Genomic DNA, 18206 nt, shown 5'->3' on the forward strand with positions numbered 1-18206 from the left:
CGGGACACCTGGCGGTGACGGCCGCTGTCCACCACAGACGCACGACGAAGCCCCAGCTCGGTCCCCCCGGCTGGGGCTTCGCCGTGTCACAACCCGGCCACAGCCGCCACACAGCGCCCCTCGCGGCCCCATGATGCTCCCTCAGCATCCACGAACCATGGGGGGGACCATGAGAACCCGCACAGCCGCCTACACCGCCCTGCTCGCCCTCACCGCAGCCCTCACCGCCTGCAGCAGCTCCAGCGGCGCCACAGCAGACCCCGCCGCCTGCAAGGCAGCCATGACCAAGCAGATCAAGGCCGCCATCGCCGCCGGCAGCAACGCCACCCCCGGCACCCGCCCCACCGAGTGCGACGGCGTGGACGACAAGACCGTCCAGCGCTACGCAGGCCAGATCATGCAGGAACAGATCGGCGCCGCCGTCGACAAGAGCCTGAAGGACATGGAGACCGCCCAGCCGTAAGGAGGTGGCGCCCGTGGCCGGCAACCCCCGCAACGGGCGCCCCTACCGCAGGCTCTGTGCCTGGCTCCGCGCCCAGCGCCTCCCCTGCTGGTGGTGCGGCCACAACATCGGGTACGAGCTGGACGCCCGGCACCCGCTCTCCTTCACCCTCGACCACGAGGTGCCCCTGTCCAAGGGCGGCAGCCTCCTCGACCCGGCCAACGCCCGCGCCGCGCACCGCCGGTGCAACTCGTCGAGGGGAAACCGGACGGCGCCACGCCAGCCTGTACAGCCCTCACGGAGGTGGTGACCATGGCCAACCTGATGGACGCCGCCGCCCTCCGACGCCTCGCCGACGCCCTCGACCGCATGGCCGAGACCACCGCACAAACCGGCGTCACTCTCTGCGCCTACGGCACCGACCACATCGAGATCGACGACATCACGCTACGACTCCAGAGCGCACCCGACGGCGACACCACCCGGTACGCGGTCGACCTCTCGGGCGACTGACCATGCTGTACGTCGTCACCGGCCCGCCGGCCGCAGGCAAGTCCACGTGGATCGACGCGCACGCCAAACCCACCGACATCGTCATCGACCTCGACCGCATCACCCGCGCACTCACCGGACCCGGCGCCCCGGCCTGGAACCAGAACCCGCTGCAACTGCGCGTCGCCCACAAGGCCCGCTACGCAGCGATGCACGAGGCCTTCGAGCTACGCGACCAGGTCGACGTGTACCTCATCCACACCATGCCCAGCGCCAAGGCGAGGGCGAAGTACAAGCGCCTCGACGCCCGGATCGTGGCCGTCGATCCAGGCCGCGACATCGTGATGCAACGCATCAAGGCGATGCGTGATCCCGACATGGAACGGGTCGCGACCCGCTGGTACAACGCCCGCCGGGGGCAGCCACCAGGGGCGATGCCGCAGGCCTCGCGCACTTGGTGATCACGATCCCGCTCGACGGCCGACTGCTTTTTGAGGGCATTCCCGGGCGACCCAAACGCCCTTGTCGCCCGATTTTTTGCGCGGCCATTTTCACTTCCTATTTCGGCGAAGCGGACGTCAGCGATTTAGCGGCCGTCACCCTGCGTGATGTGACGCTCCGTCAACACCGGGGGTGATCATGGGCGCGGTCACCGACCGGATCACCGAAGAGATCGGCAGCCTGCGCGTCGACGAGATAGCGCCGGGCCTGGCTCAAGTCGCGATCAGCCTTGCCGAGTCGATCGACGAGCCGGGCGGTCCGACTGGCAAGGCGAACGCTGCTCGTGAGCTACGTGCCGTGATGGCTGACCTGCGCAAGCTCGCACCGGTCGCAGTGGAGGGGGACTCCGTCGATGACATTGCTGAGCAGCGAGCGAAGCGCCGGGCCGCTGCCCGCGAGCAGGCCAGCGGCTGACGGTCCTCCGCGCGGCTGGCAGGAGCCGCCGATTCAGACCGCGCCGCCGTCGGTGTCCAGTGCGGGCCAGGAGGCGATCGACCTTGCGGCCCGCGCTGGCCTGCGCCTGGACCCGTGGCAGCAGCACGTGCTGCGCGTCGGTATGGGTGAGAGGCCGGACGGTTCGTGGTCGTCGTTCGAGGTCGCGGTGAACGTGCCCCGCCAGAACGGCAAGGGCGGGATCATCGAGGCCCGCGAGTTGTGGGGCCTGTTCATCGGCGGCGAGGAGCTGATCCTCCACAGCGCCCACGAGTTCAAGACGGCGAAGAACGCCTTCAAGCGGATCGAGCGTCTCATCCGTGGGTGCCCTGACCTGCACAAACGCGTGAAGACGTATCGGCAGACCGTCGGTGAAGAGGGCATCGAGCTGTACACCGGGCAGGTGCTGCGGTTCATCGCCCGTTCGAAGGGGTCGGGCCGCGGCTTCACTGGGCACTGCAACATCCTCGACGAGGACATGATCCTTGGCGACCCCGAGATGGACGCCCTGCTGCCGACGATGGCGGCTGTCGAGGATCCGCAGATCTGGTATCTGGGTTCGGCTGGCATCGGCGCCCCCTCAGTCCAGCTTGGACGCCTGCGCCGTAGGGCCCTAGCGGCGCTTGAGGCCGGCGTGCCTGATCCGAGCCTGTCTTACTTCGAATGGTCGGCGAATCCGCACGTCGACGAGTGCCCGCAGGACTGCACGGAGCACGACGACCCCGCCTCCGACGAGGCGGTACTGAAGGCCAATCCGGCGGTCGGGTTCCGGCTGACGCTGGAGAAGGTGGCCAACGAGCGGTCCACGCTGTCCAAGGACGGCTATGCCCGTGAGCGGCTCGGTGTGGGCGACTATCCGTCCGACGAGGCGGACACGTGGCAGGTCATCGGGGAGGACGCGTGGCGGGCTCTGGCGGCCGCCGAGTCCGCGCCGTCCGACCCGGTGGCGTTCGCTATCGACATGACGCCGGAGCGGTCGCACGCGGCGATCGCGGTGGCCGGCGAGTGGCGGGGCGGCACGCACGTCGAGGTGGTCGACCACCGGCCCGGTACGGGCTGGATCCTCGACCGGGCAGCCGAGCTGCACGCGAAGTGGAAGCCGCGGTGCTGGGTCGTCGACGCCGGCGGCCCGGCCGGATCGCTCATCGCCGACCTGGCGGAGCGGCTCGACGTGGAGATCGTCTCGCCCAAAGCGCGGGAAGTCGCCGCGGCCTGCGGCCAGTTCTACGACGCGGTCACCGAGCAGAGCCTGTCCCACCTCGACCAGGCGCCGCTGTCGTCCGCGCTGGCGGGCGCGCAGAAGCGCCCGCTGGGCGATGCGTGGGCGTGGGCCCGCCGGGTCGTCTCCGTGGACATCAGCCCGCTGGTCGCCGCCACGCTCGCCAAGTGGGGCCTGGGCGCGGAGGTCGAAGAGGAATCGAACCCGATGGACAACATCTGGTGAAGGGGGCACTCATGCCCGGCAAGGAGTCGCTGACGGTGCGCCTCGCGGCACCCGTCGGCGCAGCTGTAGGCGCCCTGTGGCGTGCGCTGCCGGTCCTGCTGGGCTGGGTGCTGGTGTCGGTCGGGGCGTGGCTGGCGTGGCCGCCTGCGGGGTTCCTGACCGCCGGGGGGCTGCTGCTGGCCGACCAGGTCGCGGACCGTCTGACGATCCGTAGGAGGCCTGGATGAGTTTCCTGCTCGGGCGTGAGCGGCGGGTGGCTGCGCTGTTTCCCAGCCCGCCGATTCCGCCGAACTCGCAGGCGAACGGCATCGGTTCGAACTATGCGCGGGTCGACCTGTCGCGGACCGAGGCGAGCCTGCAGAAGGTCGCCGTCTGGTCGTGCGTGAACCTGGTCGCCACCGTCGCGGAGACGATGCCGCTGGACTACTTCCCGCGCCCGCGGGATCCGCAGCCGCTTCCGTCGTGGCTGGCCGACCTCGGCGGCGACGGGCACGGGCTGCCCGACTGGCTGTACCAGTACGTGTATTCGGCGATGCTCCGCGGCAACACCGTCGGCCTGATCGGGGCGCAGGACAGTCGGCGCGGGACGCCGACGCAGATCGTGCTGCAGCATCCGGACCTGGTGCACGTGGTGCCAGACCAGGACGGAAAGCCGCAGTGGACGGTGAATGGCAAGAAGGTGGAGACCGACCAGGTGTGGCACCGGCGGGTGCATCCGGCGCCGGGCAACCTGATGGGAATGTCACCGATTGCCCTGCAGGCCACGACGATCAGCACGGGCATCGCCGCGCTGCAGTTCGGCTACCAGTGGTTCACGGAGGGCGGGCACCCGTCCGGGATCCTGACGTCGGAGAAGGACCTCGACCAGAAGCAGGCCCGCACGGCGAAGGAGCGGTTCATTGCGGCCGTCCACGGCCGCAGGGAGCCCGCGGTGCTGGGCAACGGCTGGAAGTACCAGCAGATCCAGATCGCGCCCAACGAGAGCCAGTTCCTGGAGACGAACAACTTCACCGCGGCGGAGTGCTGCCGGATCTTCGGCCCCGGGTTCGCGGAGATCTTCGGGTACGAGACGGGCGGCTCGCTCACGTACAGCAACATCGAGCAGCGCTCCCTGGACCTGCTCACCTATGCGGTCGACCCGTGGCTGGTGCGCATCGAGCGGGCCCTGTCGGACCTGCTGCCGCGCCCGCAGAATGTCCGCTTCAACCGCAGCGCGCTGGTGCGCACGGACCTGCTGACCAGGTTCAAGGCCCACGCGATCGCCCTGCAGAACCAGTTCGAGACCGTCAACCAGGTCCGGGAGCACGAAGACTGGGCGCCGGTCGAGTGGGGCGACAAGCCCACCGCGCCTCCGCCGAGCCCCGCGATCGTCAGCCCGCTAGGAGGACACTGATGGCTGAGAAAAGCGAGCGCGCCTCCGTCACGGGCATCGTCCGGCGCGCCTTCCCCGTCCAGCTGGAGGTCCGCGCCAAGGCCGGCGCCTCCGGCCTCTCTACGATCTCCGGCTACGCCTCGGTGGTCGACGAGCCCTACGAGATGTGGGACTTCCTCGGTTCCTACTCCGAGGTGGTCCGTAGCGGTGCCTTCACCAAAACCCTGAGTGAGACCCCGCAGGTGCAGCTGCTGCTGAACCATGGCGGGCTGGCGATGGCGTACACGAAGGCGGGCAGCCTGCGCCTGGCGGAGGACTCGACGGGCCTGCACATGGAGGCCGACGTCACCGCCGCCCGCTCGGACGTGCAGGACATGCTGCTGGCCCTGCAGGACGGCAGCGTCGACGAGATGTCGTTTGCGTTCCGGGTGACCCGGCAGATGTGGAGCCCGGACTACGACCAGCGGGACATCATCGAGGTCGACCTGCACCGCGGCGACGTCTCGGTGGTCAATTTCGGCGCCAACCCTGCCACTTCCGTCGCCCCCGCGTTGCGGGCGGCCGACTTCGACAAGCTCGGCGATGACGACGCCCGCGCGCTCATGGAGCGCCTGCAGCGCCGATTCGCGCCGCCCGTGACGCCCGCGCAGCCGGCCGGGCATCCGCTGTCGCTGTACCAGGCTCAGGCTGCCGCTCTCAGCCTATGAGCTGCACGGTCTATCAGTACTTCGGTACCGGTGGCCATCTGCTGTACGTGGGCATCACGGAGCGCGGAGTGAAGCGCGCTCACGAGCACGCGGGCAGCAAGGCCTGGTGGAAGCTGGCGACGGGCTGCACCCTGGAGCACTTCGACACGCGTGAAGAGGCGCTGGAGCGCGAGGCGTACCTGATCCGCACGTACCGCCCGCCGTACAACCAGCAGCACAACCCGGAGAGGTCGTTGCCGATCGAGCAGCGCACCGGGATGAACAACCGGAATCGTCCCGCGCGCCCTTCTGCCCCTGGCATGAAGGAACGGATGCGGGCCTACTACAACGCCACGCCTACGGAACGCGCGTCCATGGCGTGTGCGATGTGCCAGGAGCGGCCCCCTGTCAATGGGCCGTGCTGCGTTGCCTGTCAGACGGCTCGACGGGAACGCACGACCGCCGCTTAGGCGGATGACGCCGCTGGACATTGCGCCGGCTCTCGCGCCGATCGCACGAGCTACACGCGATCACCCGAGGTAGTTACCACCCAACGTCGCTGCGGCGCGACCCCCTCCCATCCCCACCCCGAAAGGAGCGAGCCATGCTCGCATTCCTGCGCAAGCAGCTGCAGGACCTGCTCGAGCAGCGGGCCGCGCTGAAGACCGAACTCGACGAGGTCCTCAAGGCACCGACCGCTGAGAAGCGCAACCTGACCGCCGAGGAGGACAAGGCGTTCGCGGAGAAGCGGGACGCCATCAAGGCCAAGGACGCCGACATCGAGTCGGTGCAGGCCCGCATCACCGAGCTGGAAGAGGTCGAGGCCCGCGACGCCACGGCCGCCCAGCTGCGCGCCCAGTACGGCCAGAACACGCCGGAGGGCGGCCGCCCCAGTGTGCAGGTGCTGTCCGAGCCGCTGACCTACGAGCGCAGCGGCCCCAACAGCTACTTCCTGGACCTGGCCCGCGCCCAGCTCCGCAACGACGGCAAGGCGGCCGAGCGGCTGCAGCGCCACGCCCAGGAACTCGATGTCGAGATGCCCTCCCGGGAGCGGCGCCGGCGCGAGGCTGCGGAGCGAGAGATGCGCAGCCTGGACCGCGAACTCGGGCACGGCCGCGAGTCGGTGTTCGAGAAGCGCGTCAACCCCAACCGCACGGACGGGCAGGGCGGCTACTTCGTGCCGCCGCTGTGGCTGGTCGACCAGTACATCGACCTGCCGCGCTTCGGCCGTACCTTCGCCAACACGGTGCGCAACATGCCGCTGCCGTCCGGCACCGACTCGGTGAACGTGCCGAAGGTCGCCACCGGTACGGCGACGGGCGTGCAGACGGCGGACGCCGCCGCCGTGACGTCCACGGACATGACGGACACGTTCGTGTCCGCGCCGGTCCGCACCATCGCCGGTCAGCAGGACGTGGCGATCCAGCTCCTCGACCAGAGCCCGGTCGGGTTCGACGAAGTGGTCTTCGCGGACCTGATCGCGGACTACAACCAGCGGCTGGACACCCAGTGCTGGAGCGGATCCGGGTCGGCAGGCCAGCTCAAGGGCGTGCTCAACGTCTCTGGGATCAACGCGGTGACGTACACCGACGCCACCCCGACGCTGCCGGAGACCTACGCGCCGCTGATGCAGGCGCTGTCGCTGTCGGCGAAGAACCGCAAGATGATGCCGACGGCGATCTTCCTGACGCCGTCGCGCTGGTTCTGGATGGCCTCGCAGCTGGACTCGCAGAACCGGCCGTTCATCCTCCCGGAGACCAACGCCCCGTTCAACCCGCTGGCCCTGCAGACCGGCGGCGACGTGGAGGGCCCGGTCGGCCGGGTGCTGAACTTCCCGCTCCTGGCCGACGGCAACATCCCCTCCAACCTCGGCGCGGGCACGAACGAGGACCGCATCGCCACGATGCGCACCTCCGACCTGTACCTGTGGGAGGGGTCCATGCGGACCCGCGTTCTGCAGGAGGTGCTCTCGGGCACGCTGCAGGTCCGCTTCCAGGTGTTCAACTACGCCGCGTTCATGCCCGACCGCCGCCCGGAGACCATCTCCGTCATCTCGGGCACCGGTCTGGTCGCGCCCACCGGTTTCTGACCCACACCCCATCGCGGGCCTGCTGCCGGCTGGTGGCGGGCCCGCTCCGACTGGAACGGAGAGCGCGATGCACGACCGCATTGCCGAACTTCGCGGGCTCCGCAACGAGCTTGCGAACTGCGAGAACGGGCCGCGCCGGGAGTCCCGGGGGGCGGCCGCCAAGGACATTCGGGCAGAGATCGCCCGCGTCCGGAAAGAACTCGACGAGCACGCCGACCAGCTCGAGGGCCAGGCCAAGGAGCTCACCGAGCAGGGCCAGGACGGCCTGGCCGGCCAGGCGACCGAGGACGCCCGCGCTATCCGCGCCGCCTTGGCCGAGGACGAGGCGGCCGGCAGCCGTGGCGGCGCGCGGCCGAAGGAGACCGCCGCCGACTCCCGGCCGAAGCAGACCGCCTCCGGCCGCGGCAGCAAGAGCTGACAGGGGGTGAGCTGTGCCGTTCGATCTCGGCGACACCGCGCGTCTGACCGCGACCTGCACCGACGCGGGCGGTACGGCCACCAACGCCGCCGGCGTCACCCTGACCATCACGCTGCCGGACAACTCGACCGTCACCCCGGCCGTGACCAATCCGCCAGCGATCACCGGCCAGTACACGTGCGACTACGTCACCAGCCAGGCCGGGCGGCACTCGGTGCGCTGGGTGTTCACCTCCCCGGCGTCCGCGTACACCGACGTCCTCGACGTCCGTCCGGCCGCGCCGCCGCTGCTGTTCTCCCTGGCCGACGCCAAGAAGCAGCTGAACGTCCCGACGACGACCGACGACGATGAGCTGCGTACTTACGTGGAGGCCACGACCACCGCGGTCGAGTACTTCACCGGTCCGGTCGTTCCGCGCACGGTCACCGAGGTCACCCAGGGCGGCACCGAGCGGATGCTGCTGCACACCACCCCGGTGCTGTCGGTCACCTCGATCACCGGTATCGAGCCGTGGCAGCTGGCCATCCCCGTCTCTGCCCTCGACGTCGACGCGGATACCGGGGTGCTGCGCCGCAACGACTGGCTGGTGTTCTGGCCGGGCCCGTACCGCGTGGTCTACCAGGCGGGCCGTTCCTCGGTGTCCGCCAATATCGCGCTGGCCGGGAAGCTGATCCTGCAGCATCTGTGGCGTACCCAATACGGGGCGTCCCGCGGCCTGACCGGGATCGGCGGCGGCGACGACTTCCTCGCTACCGAGCAGGTGCCCGGGCTCGGCTACGCCATCCCGAACCGGGCTCTGCAGCTGCTGCAGGGCGACCGCGACATGGGAGGCATCGCATGATGACCTCCCGCGTGCCCGCGGCCGTCGACGCGCTCCTGGCGATCCTCCGGGCAGCACCCGGGCTGGCGAACGTGACGATCGTCGACGGGCCCCCGGTGGTGAACCTGACCGGTCTGCAGCACGTGTTCGTCGGCTGGCAGCCCGGAGACAGCGCTGCGGTGTCCCTCACTCAGGACTTCAACTCGGCCGGCGCCCGGACGCGTGACGAGGCGTTCACGATCGCCTGCTACGCCGAGTCCCGCGCCGGCGACACCGATATGCAGGCCCGCCGTAGCGAGGTGTTCACCCTCGTCGCTGAGGTGGAGACGGCGCTGCGCGCCACGAACTCCGCGCCGACGGCGCCCACGCTGAACGGCACCGTCCTGTGGTCACACCTGACCGCGGGCGACTTGACCCAAGTGCAGGCGGAGGGCAGCCTCGCCGGGCTCGCCTTCACGGTGACCTGCCAGGCCCGCATCTGATCCACACGACAAGGAGAACGTCATGGCGCGTGTGCGCTTTCTGGGGCCGGAGCCGGTGACCGTGCCCGAACTCGACAGCCGGGTCGTCCAGCCGGACGAGGTGGTCGAGGTCCCCGACGAGAGGTTCGAGGCCTACGTCTGCCAGGTCACGAACTGGGAGCCGATCGAGGAGCCCGGCGCCAAGGGCAGCCGGAAAAGCGCGGCTCGGCCGCAGAAGGAGGACTGATCCATGGCGATCGGATCCGGTCTCGGCGCCCAGCTGGGCATCGCCGCCGAGACCACCTACGGAACCTACGTGGCGCCCGCGCGGTTCGTCGAGTTCACCAAGGAATCGCTGGTCCTGAAGAAGACGACGGCGCAGTCCGCGGGGATCGCTGCCGGCCGTCTGCTGCCCATGTCGTCCCGCCGCGTACTGACGCGTAAGGAGGTCTCCGGCTCGATCGATCTGGAGGTCGCCAACAAGGGCATGGGCCTGTTCTTTCAGGCCCTCATGGGGACGACCGTCACGCCAGTCCAGCAGACGTCCACGACTGCCTACCTGCAGACGCACACGCTCGCGTCCGTGGCCGGCAAGAGCCTGACGATCCAGAAGGGCGTGCCCCTCACCACCGGTACGGTCACCGACAAGACGTTCCTCGGCTGCAAGGTCACCTCGGGTGAGTTCGCGTGCGAGGTCGGCGGCATGCTGACCTCGGCCTACGAGGTGGACGGCCGGGACTGTGACGAGGGCCAGACCCTGGCCGTGGCCAGCTACGCCAACCAGTCGCCGTTCCACTTCGGGCAGATGGCGCTGAAGACGGGCACGTTCGGTGCGGAGACGGCGCTGGACGGCATCCGCAAGGTCAGCGTGAAGATCGAGCGGCCGCAGGACGTGGAGCGGTTCTACGCGAACGCGTCGGCTCTGAAGAAGGAGCCGATCGAGAACGACCAGGTTAAGATCACGGGGACGCTGGAGACGGACTACGTCGCGACCACCCTGGACGACCTGTACACCTCGGACGCTGCGACGTCGCTGGTGTGGGAGTTCGTCGGCCCGATCATCGCGAGCACCTTCGCCGAGACGTTCCGGATCACCCTGCCCGCGGTGAAGCTGGACGAGGGGCCGCCGACCGTGGACGGTTTCGGCGTCGTGAAGCCGACCTTCAACTTCACCGGCCTGTACGACGGCACCAACCTGCCGAAGATCGAGTACATGTCGACCGACACCACGGTGTAGTCGTCATGACGCGTGACGTGCGGATCCTCAACACCGGCAGCCTGCTCGAGCTGTCCAGGCGCCTGCGCGCTGCCGGTGGCGAGAACATCCGCCAGTCCATGCACCGCCGGATCCGGCGGGCAGCCGAGCCGCTGCGCGACGACCTGCAGGATTCGATCCGCGGCCTGAACATCCGGGCGCCCGGGCGCAGCGGCCGGCCGGGCGGACCGTCGCCGACGACGCGCCCGTTGCGCGCGACGATCGCCGACGCCATCCGCATCTCGGTCCGGACCGGTGCCAGCCCGGGCGCGACCGTGTGGGTCGACAAGGGCCGCCTGCCGCCGGACCTGAAGCGGATGCCCGCCGTCATCAACGAGGGCCGCATCCGGCACCCCGTCTTCGGCAACCGGCGCCGCTGGGTGACCCAGTGGGCGCAACCCCCCTGGTGGGACAGCACCGTCCGCCGCCACCAGCCACGCATCGAGCGCGAGGTCGCCCGGGTCCTCGACGACGTCCGGCGCCGCCTCGAATAGGAGCATCAGTGATCATCCAGTACACGCCGGAAGGCGCCTCCTCCCAGCGCTTCGACGCCGGCCGTCTGCGCGCCTCCGAGATCCAGATCGTCGAGCGGACCGCGGACGGGCAGTGGCCCGCCATCAGGGCGGCGATGACGGAGGGCGACGTCAATGCCCTGCGCGTCGTCGCGTGGGTCGTCAAGAAGCGTGCCGAGCCCGCCCTGCGGTTCTCCGACTTCGACCCGTTCGAGGACGAGCTGCGCGTGCTCCTGGACGCGAAGGAGACCCGCGCCTACGCGGAGCGGATCTTCGAGAAGTACGGCGACAACCCCGAGGACCTGGCCGCGGCGTTCGCCGAGCTGCGCGACGTGTCTGCGGACCGTGAGGCGTGCGAGGCCGCGATCGCCGACGTGACGGCCCCAAAAGACCTGGCCCTCGCCAAGGAGGCGGCGCCGCTGCCGGACGTGGCGGAGCCGCTGATGGCGGCAGCTTCACCGAGCGGCGCCTGAGCTACCTGCCGCTGTTCGCGTTCTACCTGCACCTGTCGCCGCGGGACGTGGACGACCTCACCGAGGAAGAGTTCGACCTGCTCACCGCCTGGATCGACCAGCACCAGGCCAAGCTCCAGGGAGGTGAGTGATGTCCGCGCAGCGCCTGCGGTTCATCCTCGACGGCGACGACCAGCTCTCCCGCGTCCTCAACCACGCCGGCGACTCATCCGCCCGCCTGCACCGCCGCCTGAACGACGACATGGACGGCAACTCCCGGGCGGTAAACCGGTTCTTCCAATCCGCGGACGGACGCCTGCGCGACCTGCGCGGACGGTTCATCTCCGTCGCCGACGCGCAGCGCCTCATGGGCGACGGCCTGCCCAACCTCACCCGCCACCTCGGCGACGTCGCCTCCGCTTCCAGCTCGGCAAGCGGGTCCGGCCTCGAGTTCATGACCGTGCTCAAGGGCGCGGCCGTCGTCCTCGGCACCACACTGCTGCCCGCGATCGGCGCGCTGGTGCCGATGGCTGTAGGGGCCGGGGCGGCCCTGGGCACCCTGAAGCTGGGATTCGCCGGGGTCTCCGACGCGATGGCGGCCGCGGGCCAGGGGAAGAAGGAGTACGCCAAAGCCCTCAAGCACCTAAGCCCGCCCGCCAGGGACTTCACCCGGGCGCTGGTGTCGCTGAAGAAGGAATTCGGGCCGATCGGCCGCGAGATCCAGAAGGCGATGCTGCCCGGCTTCACCGCGGCGGTGAAGGCCGCCGGGCCCGTGGTGAAGATCCTGGGCCGGGCGATGACCGACATGGGCGGCGCCTTCGGTCATGCGGCCGAGGGCGTGGCCCGCATGCTGAAGGACTCCGGCTTCCAGGACGCGCTGCAGAAGAACCTGCAGCTGGGTGCCGGGTTCGTCCGCGACATGACCTCCGCGATGGGCCCGTTCATCCGCAGCCTGCTCGACTTCGGCGCGGCCTCCGGCCCCACACTGAAGGCGTTCTCCGACGGCCTCGGCGGGCTACTGACCCGCGGACTGCCCGGCTTCTTCCAGGGACTGACCCCCGGTATCGGCGGCGCCGCGAAGATGCTCGACGGCCTGTTCGATTCGATCAACACCATCCTGCCCGCGCTGGGCCGCCTGGCGGGCGAGATGGGCAAGGTCCTGGGGCCGCTGTTCGGAGAGACGTTCCGGCTGCTGGGCGACGTCGTCGCGGGCGCCCTGGACGGACTGGCCGGCGGGCTGGAGCTGCTGGCCCCGTTCTTCCGGGATCTGACGTTCGGGCTGAAGACGATCCGGGACCTGGGCGCGATCATCGGCCCCACCATGGCCGACACCGGGCGGGCCATCATCGGCGCGTTCGCGCCCGCGGCCGACAAGATCCGCGAGACGGCCGGGCCGTTGCAGCGCCTCAACGGGTGGATCAACGACAACAAGATCGGGATCATGGAGTACTCCCGGCAGTTCGCCGACATGTCCCTGCTCCTGGTCTCGACCGCCATCCAGGCGGCGCCGCAGGTCATCAAGGCGTTCAGCTTCATGTCGTCGGCGATCATCCTCGCGATCAGCACCATCGCCCACGGTGCGGCCATGGCGTTCGGCTGGATCCCCGGCATCGGCCCAAAGCTGCGCAAGGCGAGCGGCGAGTTCGACAAGTTCTCCGGCGCCTGGCTCAAGGGCCTGGACGTGGCCCAGCACAAAGCCGACGAGTTCGCGGCCAGCACCCAGACGAAACTGGCCGCGGGCCAGTTGAAGATGAACATCGACAACTGGTCGAGTCAGCTGGCGGAGGCCAAACGAAAGCTGGCCACGCTGCCGCCGTCGAAGCGGGCTGACCTCAAGGCCACCATCAAGGACCTTGAGGACAAGGTCGCGCGGGCCCGCCGGGACCTGCAAACCCTCGACGGCAAGACCGCGATGACCTACGTCGTCACCACCTACAAGATTGTCGGCAGCGGGGCGGCTCGAGCCGCGCAGAGCACCGGCGGCGGCAGGATCTTCGAGCGGGCGCGCGGCGGTATCGTCCGGCTCGCCGGGGGTGGCGCGCCAGGGCTCGTGCGTGGCCCGGGCACCGGCACGTCGGACAGCATCCCCGCGATGCTCTCCGACGGTGAGTACGTCGTGCGTGCGTCCTCTGTGGCGAAGTACGGGCTGTCGTTCCTGAACGCGGTCAACGCGGGCACGTACAGCGCCCGCACCGGGGCAGCCGGTATCGCCGCCGGGCAGGGCCTGGCTTCCGGCCTGTCCGGGTCGCTGGGCTTGGTCCTGGCGGCTGCGCGTTCCATGGCGGGCGGGGTCGTCACGGGCATCAAGACGGAGCTCGAGATCGCCTCGCCGTCGAAGAAGACCAAGGCGCTCGCCCACGACGTGGCGCGCGGTTTCCTCGAGGGCCTGACCCGCTCCCGCGACAAGATCAAGTCGACGGCCGCCGACCTGGTCAAGGACATCAAGACGGCTTTTTCCGGGCGCAAGGAGTCCAGCCTCATCCGGATGGTCGACCGGCAGACCAAGCGGCTGATGGACCTTGCGGCCAAGCGGGACAAGATCGCGGCCACGATCGCCGCCGCGAAGCAGTACGCCAGCGACGTCACCCGCAACGCCCGCGAGGGCGCGTCCCTGTCCAACCTCGGCATGGACGCCGACCAGGTGACCGCGGGCGGCATCAAGGCCGGGCTCGCCGGGAAGCTCGCGCAGATCAAGCACTTCACGAGGTACATCGACATCCTCGCGAAGAAGGGCCTGAACAAGGGGCTGCTGCGGCAGATCCTCAACATGGGCCCGGAGGCGGGCTACGCCTACGCCTCGGCCCTGGTCGGCGCCGACAAGAACACCTTCAAGTCCATCAACAGCCTGCAGTCGCAGCTGGACAAGTCGACCACCACGCTCGGGCAGGTAGGCGCCGACCGGCTGTACGACGCCGGGCGCAACGCGGGCCGTGGCTTCCTGAAGGGGCTGGAGGGCCAGCAGAAGGACATCGAGCGGCTGATGATGTCCATCGCCAAGTCGATGCAGAAGAGCATCAAGCGGGCCCTGGGGATCAAGAGCCCGTCCACGGTGATGGCCCGGCTCGGCTCCTACTCCACGCAGGGCCTGGCGCGCGGCCTGGTCGACGGCATGCCCGCCCTCGACCGCGCCCTGGACGCCGTGTCCGGGCGGGTCGCCGCCACCCAGCCGGTCATGGGCAGGCCCGCCGTGGCGGGCGCCGGAGGGGGCGGCACGTTCGTGCAGATCGACGTGCACGGAGCCATGGACCCGGTCGCCACCGCGCGGGAGATCCGGCGGACGCTGCTGGAACTGAAGCGCGTACACGGTCTCAACGTGACTCTGGGGGTGGCGTAGTGGCTCTGCTGGTGGAGATGGGCTGGGGCGGCCTCGTGCAGCTGCCCGCGACCATCACCTGGACCGACGTCAGCCAGTACGTCGACGGCATCACGAAGGGCATCACGGTCAGCCGGGGCGCCTCGGACGAGCTGTCCGAGACGCAGCCCGGCACCGCCACCCTGACCCTGGACAACGCCGACGGGCGCTTCACCCCGGGCAACGCGGCATCGCCGTACTACCCCTACGTGCGGCGCAATGCGCCGATCCGGGTCGCTGTCGCGATCATCCCGAGCAAGTCCGGGGCCGGGCCGGTGTACCCGCTCGAGCAGCTCGGCGACGACTTCGACGACGGGCGGATCAGCCCCACGCTGTGGCCGGCCACCGCCGGCGGACCCACCGAAGCGGGCGGCCGCCTCCGGGTCCCGGTCAGTACCGTCGCCGACGCGAGCGTCCTGTCCGCACGGGAGTGGACCCTGGTCGGCAGCAAGCTCACCGCGAAGCTCGCCACCGTCCCCGCGGCGAGCACCTCCACCAACGCGGCCGCGTCGATGTGGGTCAACTCGACCACTTCGGGCACGCGGATCGGGTGGCGGTTCGACGCGCTGGCCGGCGTCATCGCCGCGATGTCCCAGACCGGGTTCTCCGACGCGAGCCCGACCAACCTGACGTACTCGGCGATCGACCACGCCTGGCTGCGGGTGCGGGAGTCCTCGGGCACGGTCTACTGGGAGACGTCCGGTGACGGCGTCACCTGGGTGGTGCGCCGCACGCTCGCCACCCCGGCCTGGGTCACGAGCCAGACGCACGCGGTGGAGTTCCCCGCCACCCGCACCGGCGGCACCAACGACTACATCGAGTGGGACCTGGTCGGCGCGACCGTCAAGCCCCGCTACTACGGCATGGTCAACGAGTTCCCCGTGGACTGGGAAGGCCTCAACTCGACCGTCACGATCACGTGCACGGATCTGTTCAAGCGGCTCAACCGGCTCCCGTCTCTGCGCTCGATGGTGATCGAGGAGACCGTCGAGTCGGGGCCGGTCGCGCTCTACCCGCTCACCGAGCCCTCCGACTCCACCAGCGCGGGCGACGTGTCCGGCACCGGCGCGGGATCCCTCACGATCCAGCAGGCCGGTGCCGGCGGCACCCTCACCATGGCCGCAGCGTCCGGCCCGGCCGCCACCGGAGACAGCGTCCCCACCTTCACGCCGTCCTCCGCGACGGCCGGGAAGTGGCTGTCTGGCGACATGGGCGACACCGTCCGCCAGGCGCTCACCCAGAACTGGCCCGTGTTCGAGGCGTGGTTCCAGACCACGACCGGCGGCCGCGCCATCCTCGGCCTGGCCTCCGCCGACCTGACGTATGTGCACGTGCTGTCCCTGTCCGCCGGCGGCCAGCTGCAGATCGAGTGGACCAACTCGGGCGCGAGCACGCTGACCGTCGTGCCGGTCAGCGGGGCGACCGGCCTCGCGGACGGGAACTGGCACCACGTCGTCTACGACCAGTACACGAACAACGTGTACGTCGACGGCAGCCTGGTCGTCAGCGGCGTCGCCGTCACCTACGGCTACGACCAGCGGACCCTCCACATCGGCGGATACCGCGGCACCCGCCTGTGGTCCGGGCAGATCGGCTACGTCGCCCTGTACGGGGTGACCGGGCCTGCGGGTGCGACCCTCGCCCAGCACTACGCCGCCGGCGCCACCGGCTACGCGGGCGAGGAATCGGACGTGCGGATCCAGCGGCTGGCCCGGTACGCGGGCCTGTCGTCCGTGGCCGTCACCGGAACGACGTTCGACCCGATCGCCTCCCAGGGTCAGGGCGGCAGCCAGGTCGTGGCCCGGATGCGGGAGGTCGAGTCCACCGAGTCCGCGAAATTGTTCTCCCGGCGGGATACCTACGGGCTCGCCTACCAGTCCCGGGATGTGCGCTACAACCCGACCACGGCCGCCGAAGCGTTCCAGATTGCCTACGCCGATCTGGAGCCGGGCACGTCCCTGGCCGACGACGACCAGAAGCTGGTGAACCAGGTCGACGCTTCCCGGCCGGGCGGTGCCACCCAGAAGGTCACCGCGCCCTCGTCGATCCTGGCGTTCGGCGCGTACCCGCAGACCCTCGACATCCTCAAGACGTCCGACAACTCGGTGCTGGACGCCGCGTACTGGCTGGTGTCCCGCTACGCCAACCCGGGCCCGGAGCTGCGCGAGGTCGCGATCGAGGCGTACACGATGGCCACCTACCAGGCCATCCTCGACGCCGACATCTCCAGCTACTTCACCGTCACCAGCCTGCCGTCCCAGGCACCGGTGTCCTCGATGCGGGTCACCGTCGAGGGCTACACCGAGACGATCAAAGAGCGGTCGCACCGCATCCAGTTCCACACCAGCGCATCGACCACCGACTCCGTGTGGGTCCTGGACGATCCCGTGTACTCCGTCCTCGACTCCACCACCCGACTCGCCTACTAGGAGCCCGCATGCCCATCGCCGTCGTGCGCGCCGAGACGTTCTACCTCCCGCCGCCCGGCACGGACCCCCACGCCTGGGACGACGTGCCCGTGGCCGAGCGGGTCTGGCGCTGGTACGAAACCCGCATGGGCCGGCGCATCGTCCCGCCCGACGGCACGGTCAGCGACACGTACTTCGCGCGGATCAACCAGAACCGGTGGATCGCCGACTGCTCGTCCTGCAGGTCCGCACAGGTCGTCTCTCCGGCCGATCCCCGCTACGCGTGCACCGAGTGCGGCTGGGGCTGGTGCACGCTCATCTTCCCCGCCGACGTCGCCGCGGTGGAGACGGCCCTCGCGCCGCTCAAGCCCTACCTGCGGAACTGGTGGAACGACCTCGATCCCGCCAACCCTGACAAGCCGGTCGCCGGTGGTGGCGACCCTGGACCCCTGACGAGTAGCTGATGTTCGCACCGCGTACCTGGGTCGTCGGCGAAGTGGTCTCCGCCGCGATCATGAACCAGGAGATCCGAGACCAGCTCAACACCCTGCTCGCCGCCTGGACCCCGTACACCCCGACGTGGACTGCGTCCACCAACCCGAACATCGGAAACGGGACCCTCACGGGCCGGTACATGAAGATCGGCCGCACCGTCATTGTCCACATCAACCTGACTGCCGGATCTACCACCACGTTCGGGTCGGGCTCCTACAACTGGTCCTTGCCCTTCGCTGCGGCCAACGCTGGCGCATCCCTCGTCGGCACCGTGCAGATCCTCGCCAGCAGCCGCTGGGCCGGGCAGGTCGTCATCAGCCCCAACGCCACCACCTTCAGCATCTTCGCCCCCATCTCCTCCGCCAACCCCCGGAACATCGATTTCGTCACCGGCACCGCGCCCGAGACACTCGCGTCCACCCACCAGATCCGCATCACGTTCGTGTACGAATCCGCCACCTGAGCCACCCCGCTCCCGCTCGCCCCGCGCCACCGGCCGGGGCTTTCTTCATGCCCAGAAAGGGGCCCGCCTTGAAGCTCGTCACCCGCGGCCAGTGGGGCGCCCGGCCGTCCCG

22 protein-coding genes are annotated in these 18206 nt (G+C 69.7%); all 22 read left to right on the forward strand.

What is annotated here, in order from left to right; translation table 11 throughout:
• Positions 1 to 169 precede the first annotated feature (169 nt).
• A complete protein-coding gene (locus ABZ823_RS30180) occupies positions 170 to 463 on the forward strand; it encodes a hypothetical protein (protein ID WP_361666016.1) in 294 nt (97 codons plus the stop codon).
• Positions 464 to 476: 13 nt separating this feature from the next.
• Entirely contained in the window at positions 477 to 752 is a 276-nt protein-coding gene (locus ABZ823_RS30185; RefSeq protein ID WP_361666017.1) for an HNH endonuclease, read from the forward strand.
• 2 nt (positions 753 to 754) lie between these two features.
• Complete coding sequence (locus tag ABZ823_RS30190) at positions 755 to 955, forward strand: hypothetical protein (protein WP_361666018.1); 201 nt, start codon at positions 755 to 757, stop codon at positions 953 to 955.
• Between the two features lie 2 nt (positions 956 to 957).
• On the forward strand, positions 958 to 1395 hold the full coding sequence (locus ABZ823_RS30195) for an AAA family ATPase (protein ID WP_361666019.1): 438 nt from the start codon (positions 958 to 960) through the stop codon (positions 1393 to 1395).
• Positions 1396 to 1573: 178 nt separating this feature from the next.
• Positions 1574 to 1849, forward strand: coding sequence for a hypothetical protein (locus ABZ823_RS30200; RefSeq protein WP_361666020.1), 276 nt, complete (start codon positions 1574 to 1576; stop codon positions 1847 to 1849).
• Between the two features lie 52 nt (positions 1850 to 1901).
• A complete protein-coding gene (locus ABZ823_RS30205) occupies positions 1902 to 3311 on the forward strand; it encodes a terminase (RefSeq protein WP_361666021.1) in 1410 nt (469 codons plus the stop codon).
• Between the two features lie 11 nt (positions 3312 to 3322).
• On the forward strand, positions 3323 to 3538 hold the full coding sequence (locus tag ABZ823_RS30210; protein WP_361666022.1) for a hypothetical protein: 216 nt from the start codon (positions 3323 to 3325) through the stop codon (positions 3536 to 3538).
• Positions 3535 to 4704 (forward strand): phage portal protein, encoded by a 1170-nt coding sequence (locus ABZ823_RS30215; RefSeq protein WP_361666023.1) that lies wholly within the window; start codon positions 3535 to 3537, stop codon positions 4702 to 4704. Before ABZ823_RS30210 ends, ABZ823_RS30215 begins: the two co-directional genes overlap by 4 nt.
• Positions 4704 to 5390, forward strand: a complete 687-nt coding sequence (locus ABZ823_RS30220) for an HK97 family phage prohead protease (protein ID WP_361666024.1) — start codon at positions 4704 to 4706, stop codon at positions 5388 to 5390. Before ABZ823_RS30215 ends, ABZ823_RS30220 begins: the two co-directional genes overlap by 1 nt.
• The gene (locus ABZ823_RS30225) at positions 5387 to 5839 is read left to right on the forward strand and encodes a GIY-YIG nuclease family protein (protein WP_361666025.1); all 453 of its coding nucleotides are present in this window, start codon (positions 5387 to 5389) and stop codon (positions 5837 to 5839) included. The genes ABZ823_RS30220 and ABZ823_RS30225 overlap by 4 nt, the downstream gene beginning before the upstream one ends.
• 134 nt (positions 5840 to 5973) lie before the next feature.
• Positions 5974 to 7458, forward strand: coding sequence for a phage major capsid protein (locus ABZ823_RS30230; RefSeq protein WP_361666026.1), 1485 nt, complete (start codon positions 5974 to 5976; stop codon positions 7456 to 7458).
• Positions 7459 to 7525: 67 nt separating this feature from the next.
• A complete protein-coding gene (locus tag ABZ823_RS30235) occupies positions 7526 to 7876 on the forward strand; it encodes a hypothetical protein (protein ID WP_361666027.1) in 351 nt (116 codons plus the stop codon).
• A gap of 13 nt (positions 7877 to 7889) precedes the next feature.
• Positions 7890 to 8717 (forward strand): hypothetical protein, encoded by an 828-nt coding sequence (locus ABZ823_RS30240; protein ID WP_361666028.1) that lies wholly within the window; start codon positions 7890 to 7892, stop codon positions 8715 to 8717.
• Positions 8714 to 9178 (forward strand): hypothetical protein, encoded by a 465-nt coding sequence (locus ABZ823_RS30245; protein ID WP_361666029.1) that lies wholly within the window; start codon positions 8714 to 8716, stop codon positions 9176 to 9178. Before ABZ823_RS30240 ends, ABZ823_RS30245 begins: the two co-directional genes overlap by 4 nt.
• A 22-nt stretch (positions 9179 to 9200) precedes the next feature.
• Positions 9201 to 9404, forward strand: a complete 204-nt coding sequence (locus ABZ823_RS30250; protein ID WP_361666030.1) for a hypothetical protein — start codon at positions 9201 to 9203, stop codon at positions 9402 to 9404.
• A 3-nt stretch (positions 9405 to 9407) separates the two neighbouring features.
• Positions 9408 to 10394: a phage tail tube protein gene (locus ABZ823_RS30255; RefSeq protein ID WP_361666031.1), complete on the forward strand. Its 987-nt coding sequence runs from the start codon at positions 9408 to 9410 to the stop codon at positions 10392 to 10394.
• A 5-nt stretch (positions 10395 to 10399) separates the two neighbouring features.
• Entirely contained in the window at positions 10400 to 10906 is a 507-nt protein-coding gene (locus ABZ823_RS30260; RefSeq protein WP_361666032.1) for a hypothetical protein, read from the forward strand.
• An 8-nt stretch (positions 10907 to 10914) separates the two neighbouring features.
• Positions 10915 to 11397, forward strand: a complete 483-nt coding sequence (locus ABZ823_RS30265; RefSeq protein WP_361666033.1) for a hypothetical protein — start codon at positions 10915 to 10917, stop codon at positions 11395 to 11397.
• A 130-nt stretch (positions 11398 to 11527) separates the two neighbouring features.
• Positions 11528 to 14710 carry a hypothetical protein gene (locus tag ABZ823_RS30270; protein ID WP_361666034.1) on the forward strand — a complete coding sequence of 1061 codons (3183 nt, stop codon included), beginning with the start codon at positions 11528 to 11530 and terminating at the stop codon, positions 14708 to 14710.
• Positions 14710 to 17157 carry a hypothetical protein gene (locus ABZ823_RS30275; RefSeq protein ID WP_361666035.1) on the forward strand — a complete coding sequence of 816 codons (2448 nt, stop codon included), beginning with the start codon at positions 14710 to 14712 and terminating at the stop codon, positions 17155 to 17157. Before ABZ823_RS30270 ends, ABZ823_RS30275 begins: the two co-directional genes overlap by 1 nt.
• A gap of 8 nt (positions 17158 to 17165) precedes the next feature.
• Positions 17166 to 17600, forward strand: coding sequence for a hypothetical protein (locus ABZ823_RS30280; protein WP_361666036.1), 435 nt, complete (start codon positions 17166 to 17168; stop codon positions 17598 to 17600).
• Entirely contained in the window at positions 17600 to 18094 is a 495-nt protein-coding gene (locus ABZ823_RS30285) for a hypothetical protein (RefSeq protein WP_361666037.1), read from the forward strand. Before ABZ823_RS30280 ends, ABZ823_RS30285 begins: the two co-directional genes overlap by 1 nt.
• The last annotated feature ends 112 nt before the right edge of the window (positions 18095 to 18206 follow it).

Source organism: Streptomyces sp. NPDC047079 (genome assembly GCF_040643755.1).
In the GTDB taxonomy this organism is placed as follows: domain Bacteria; phylum Actinomycetota; class Actinomycetes; order Streptomycetales; family Streptomycetaceae; genus Streptomyces.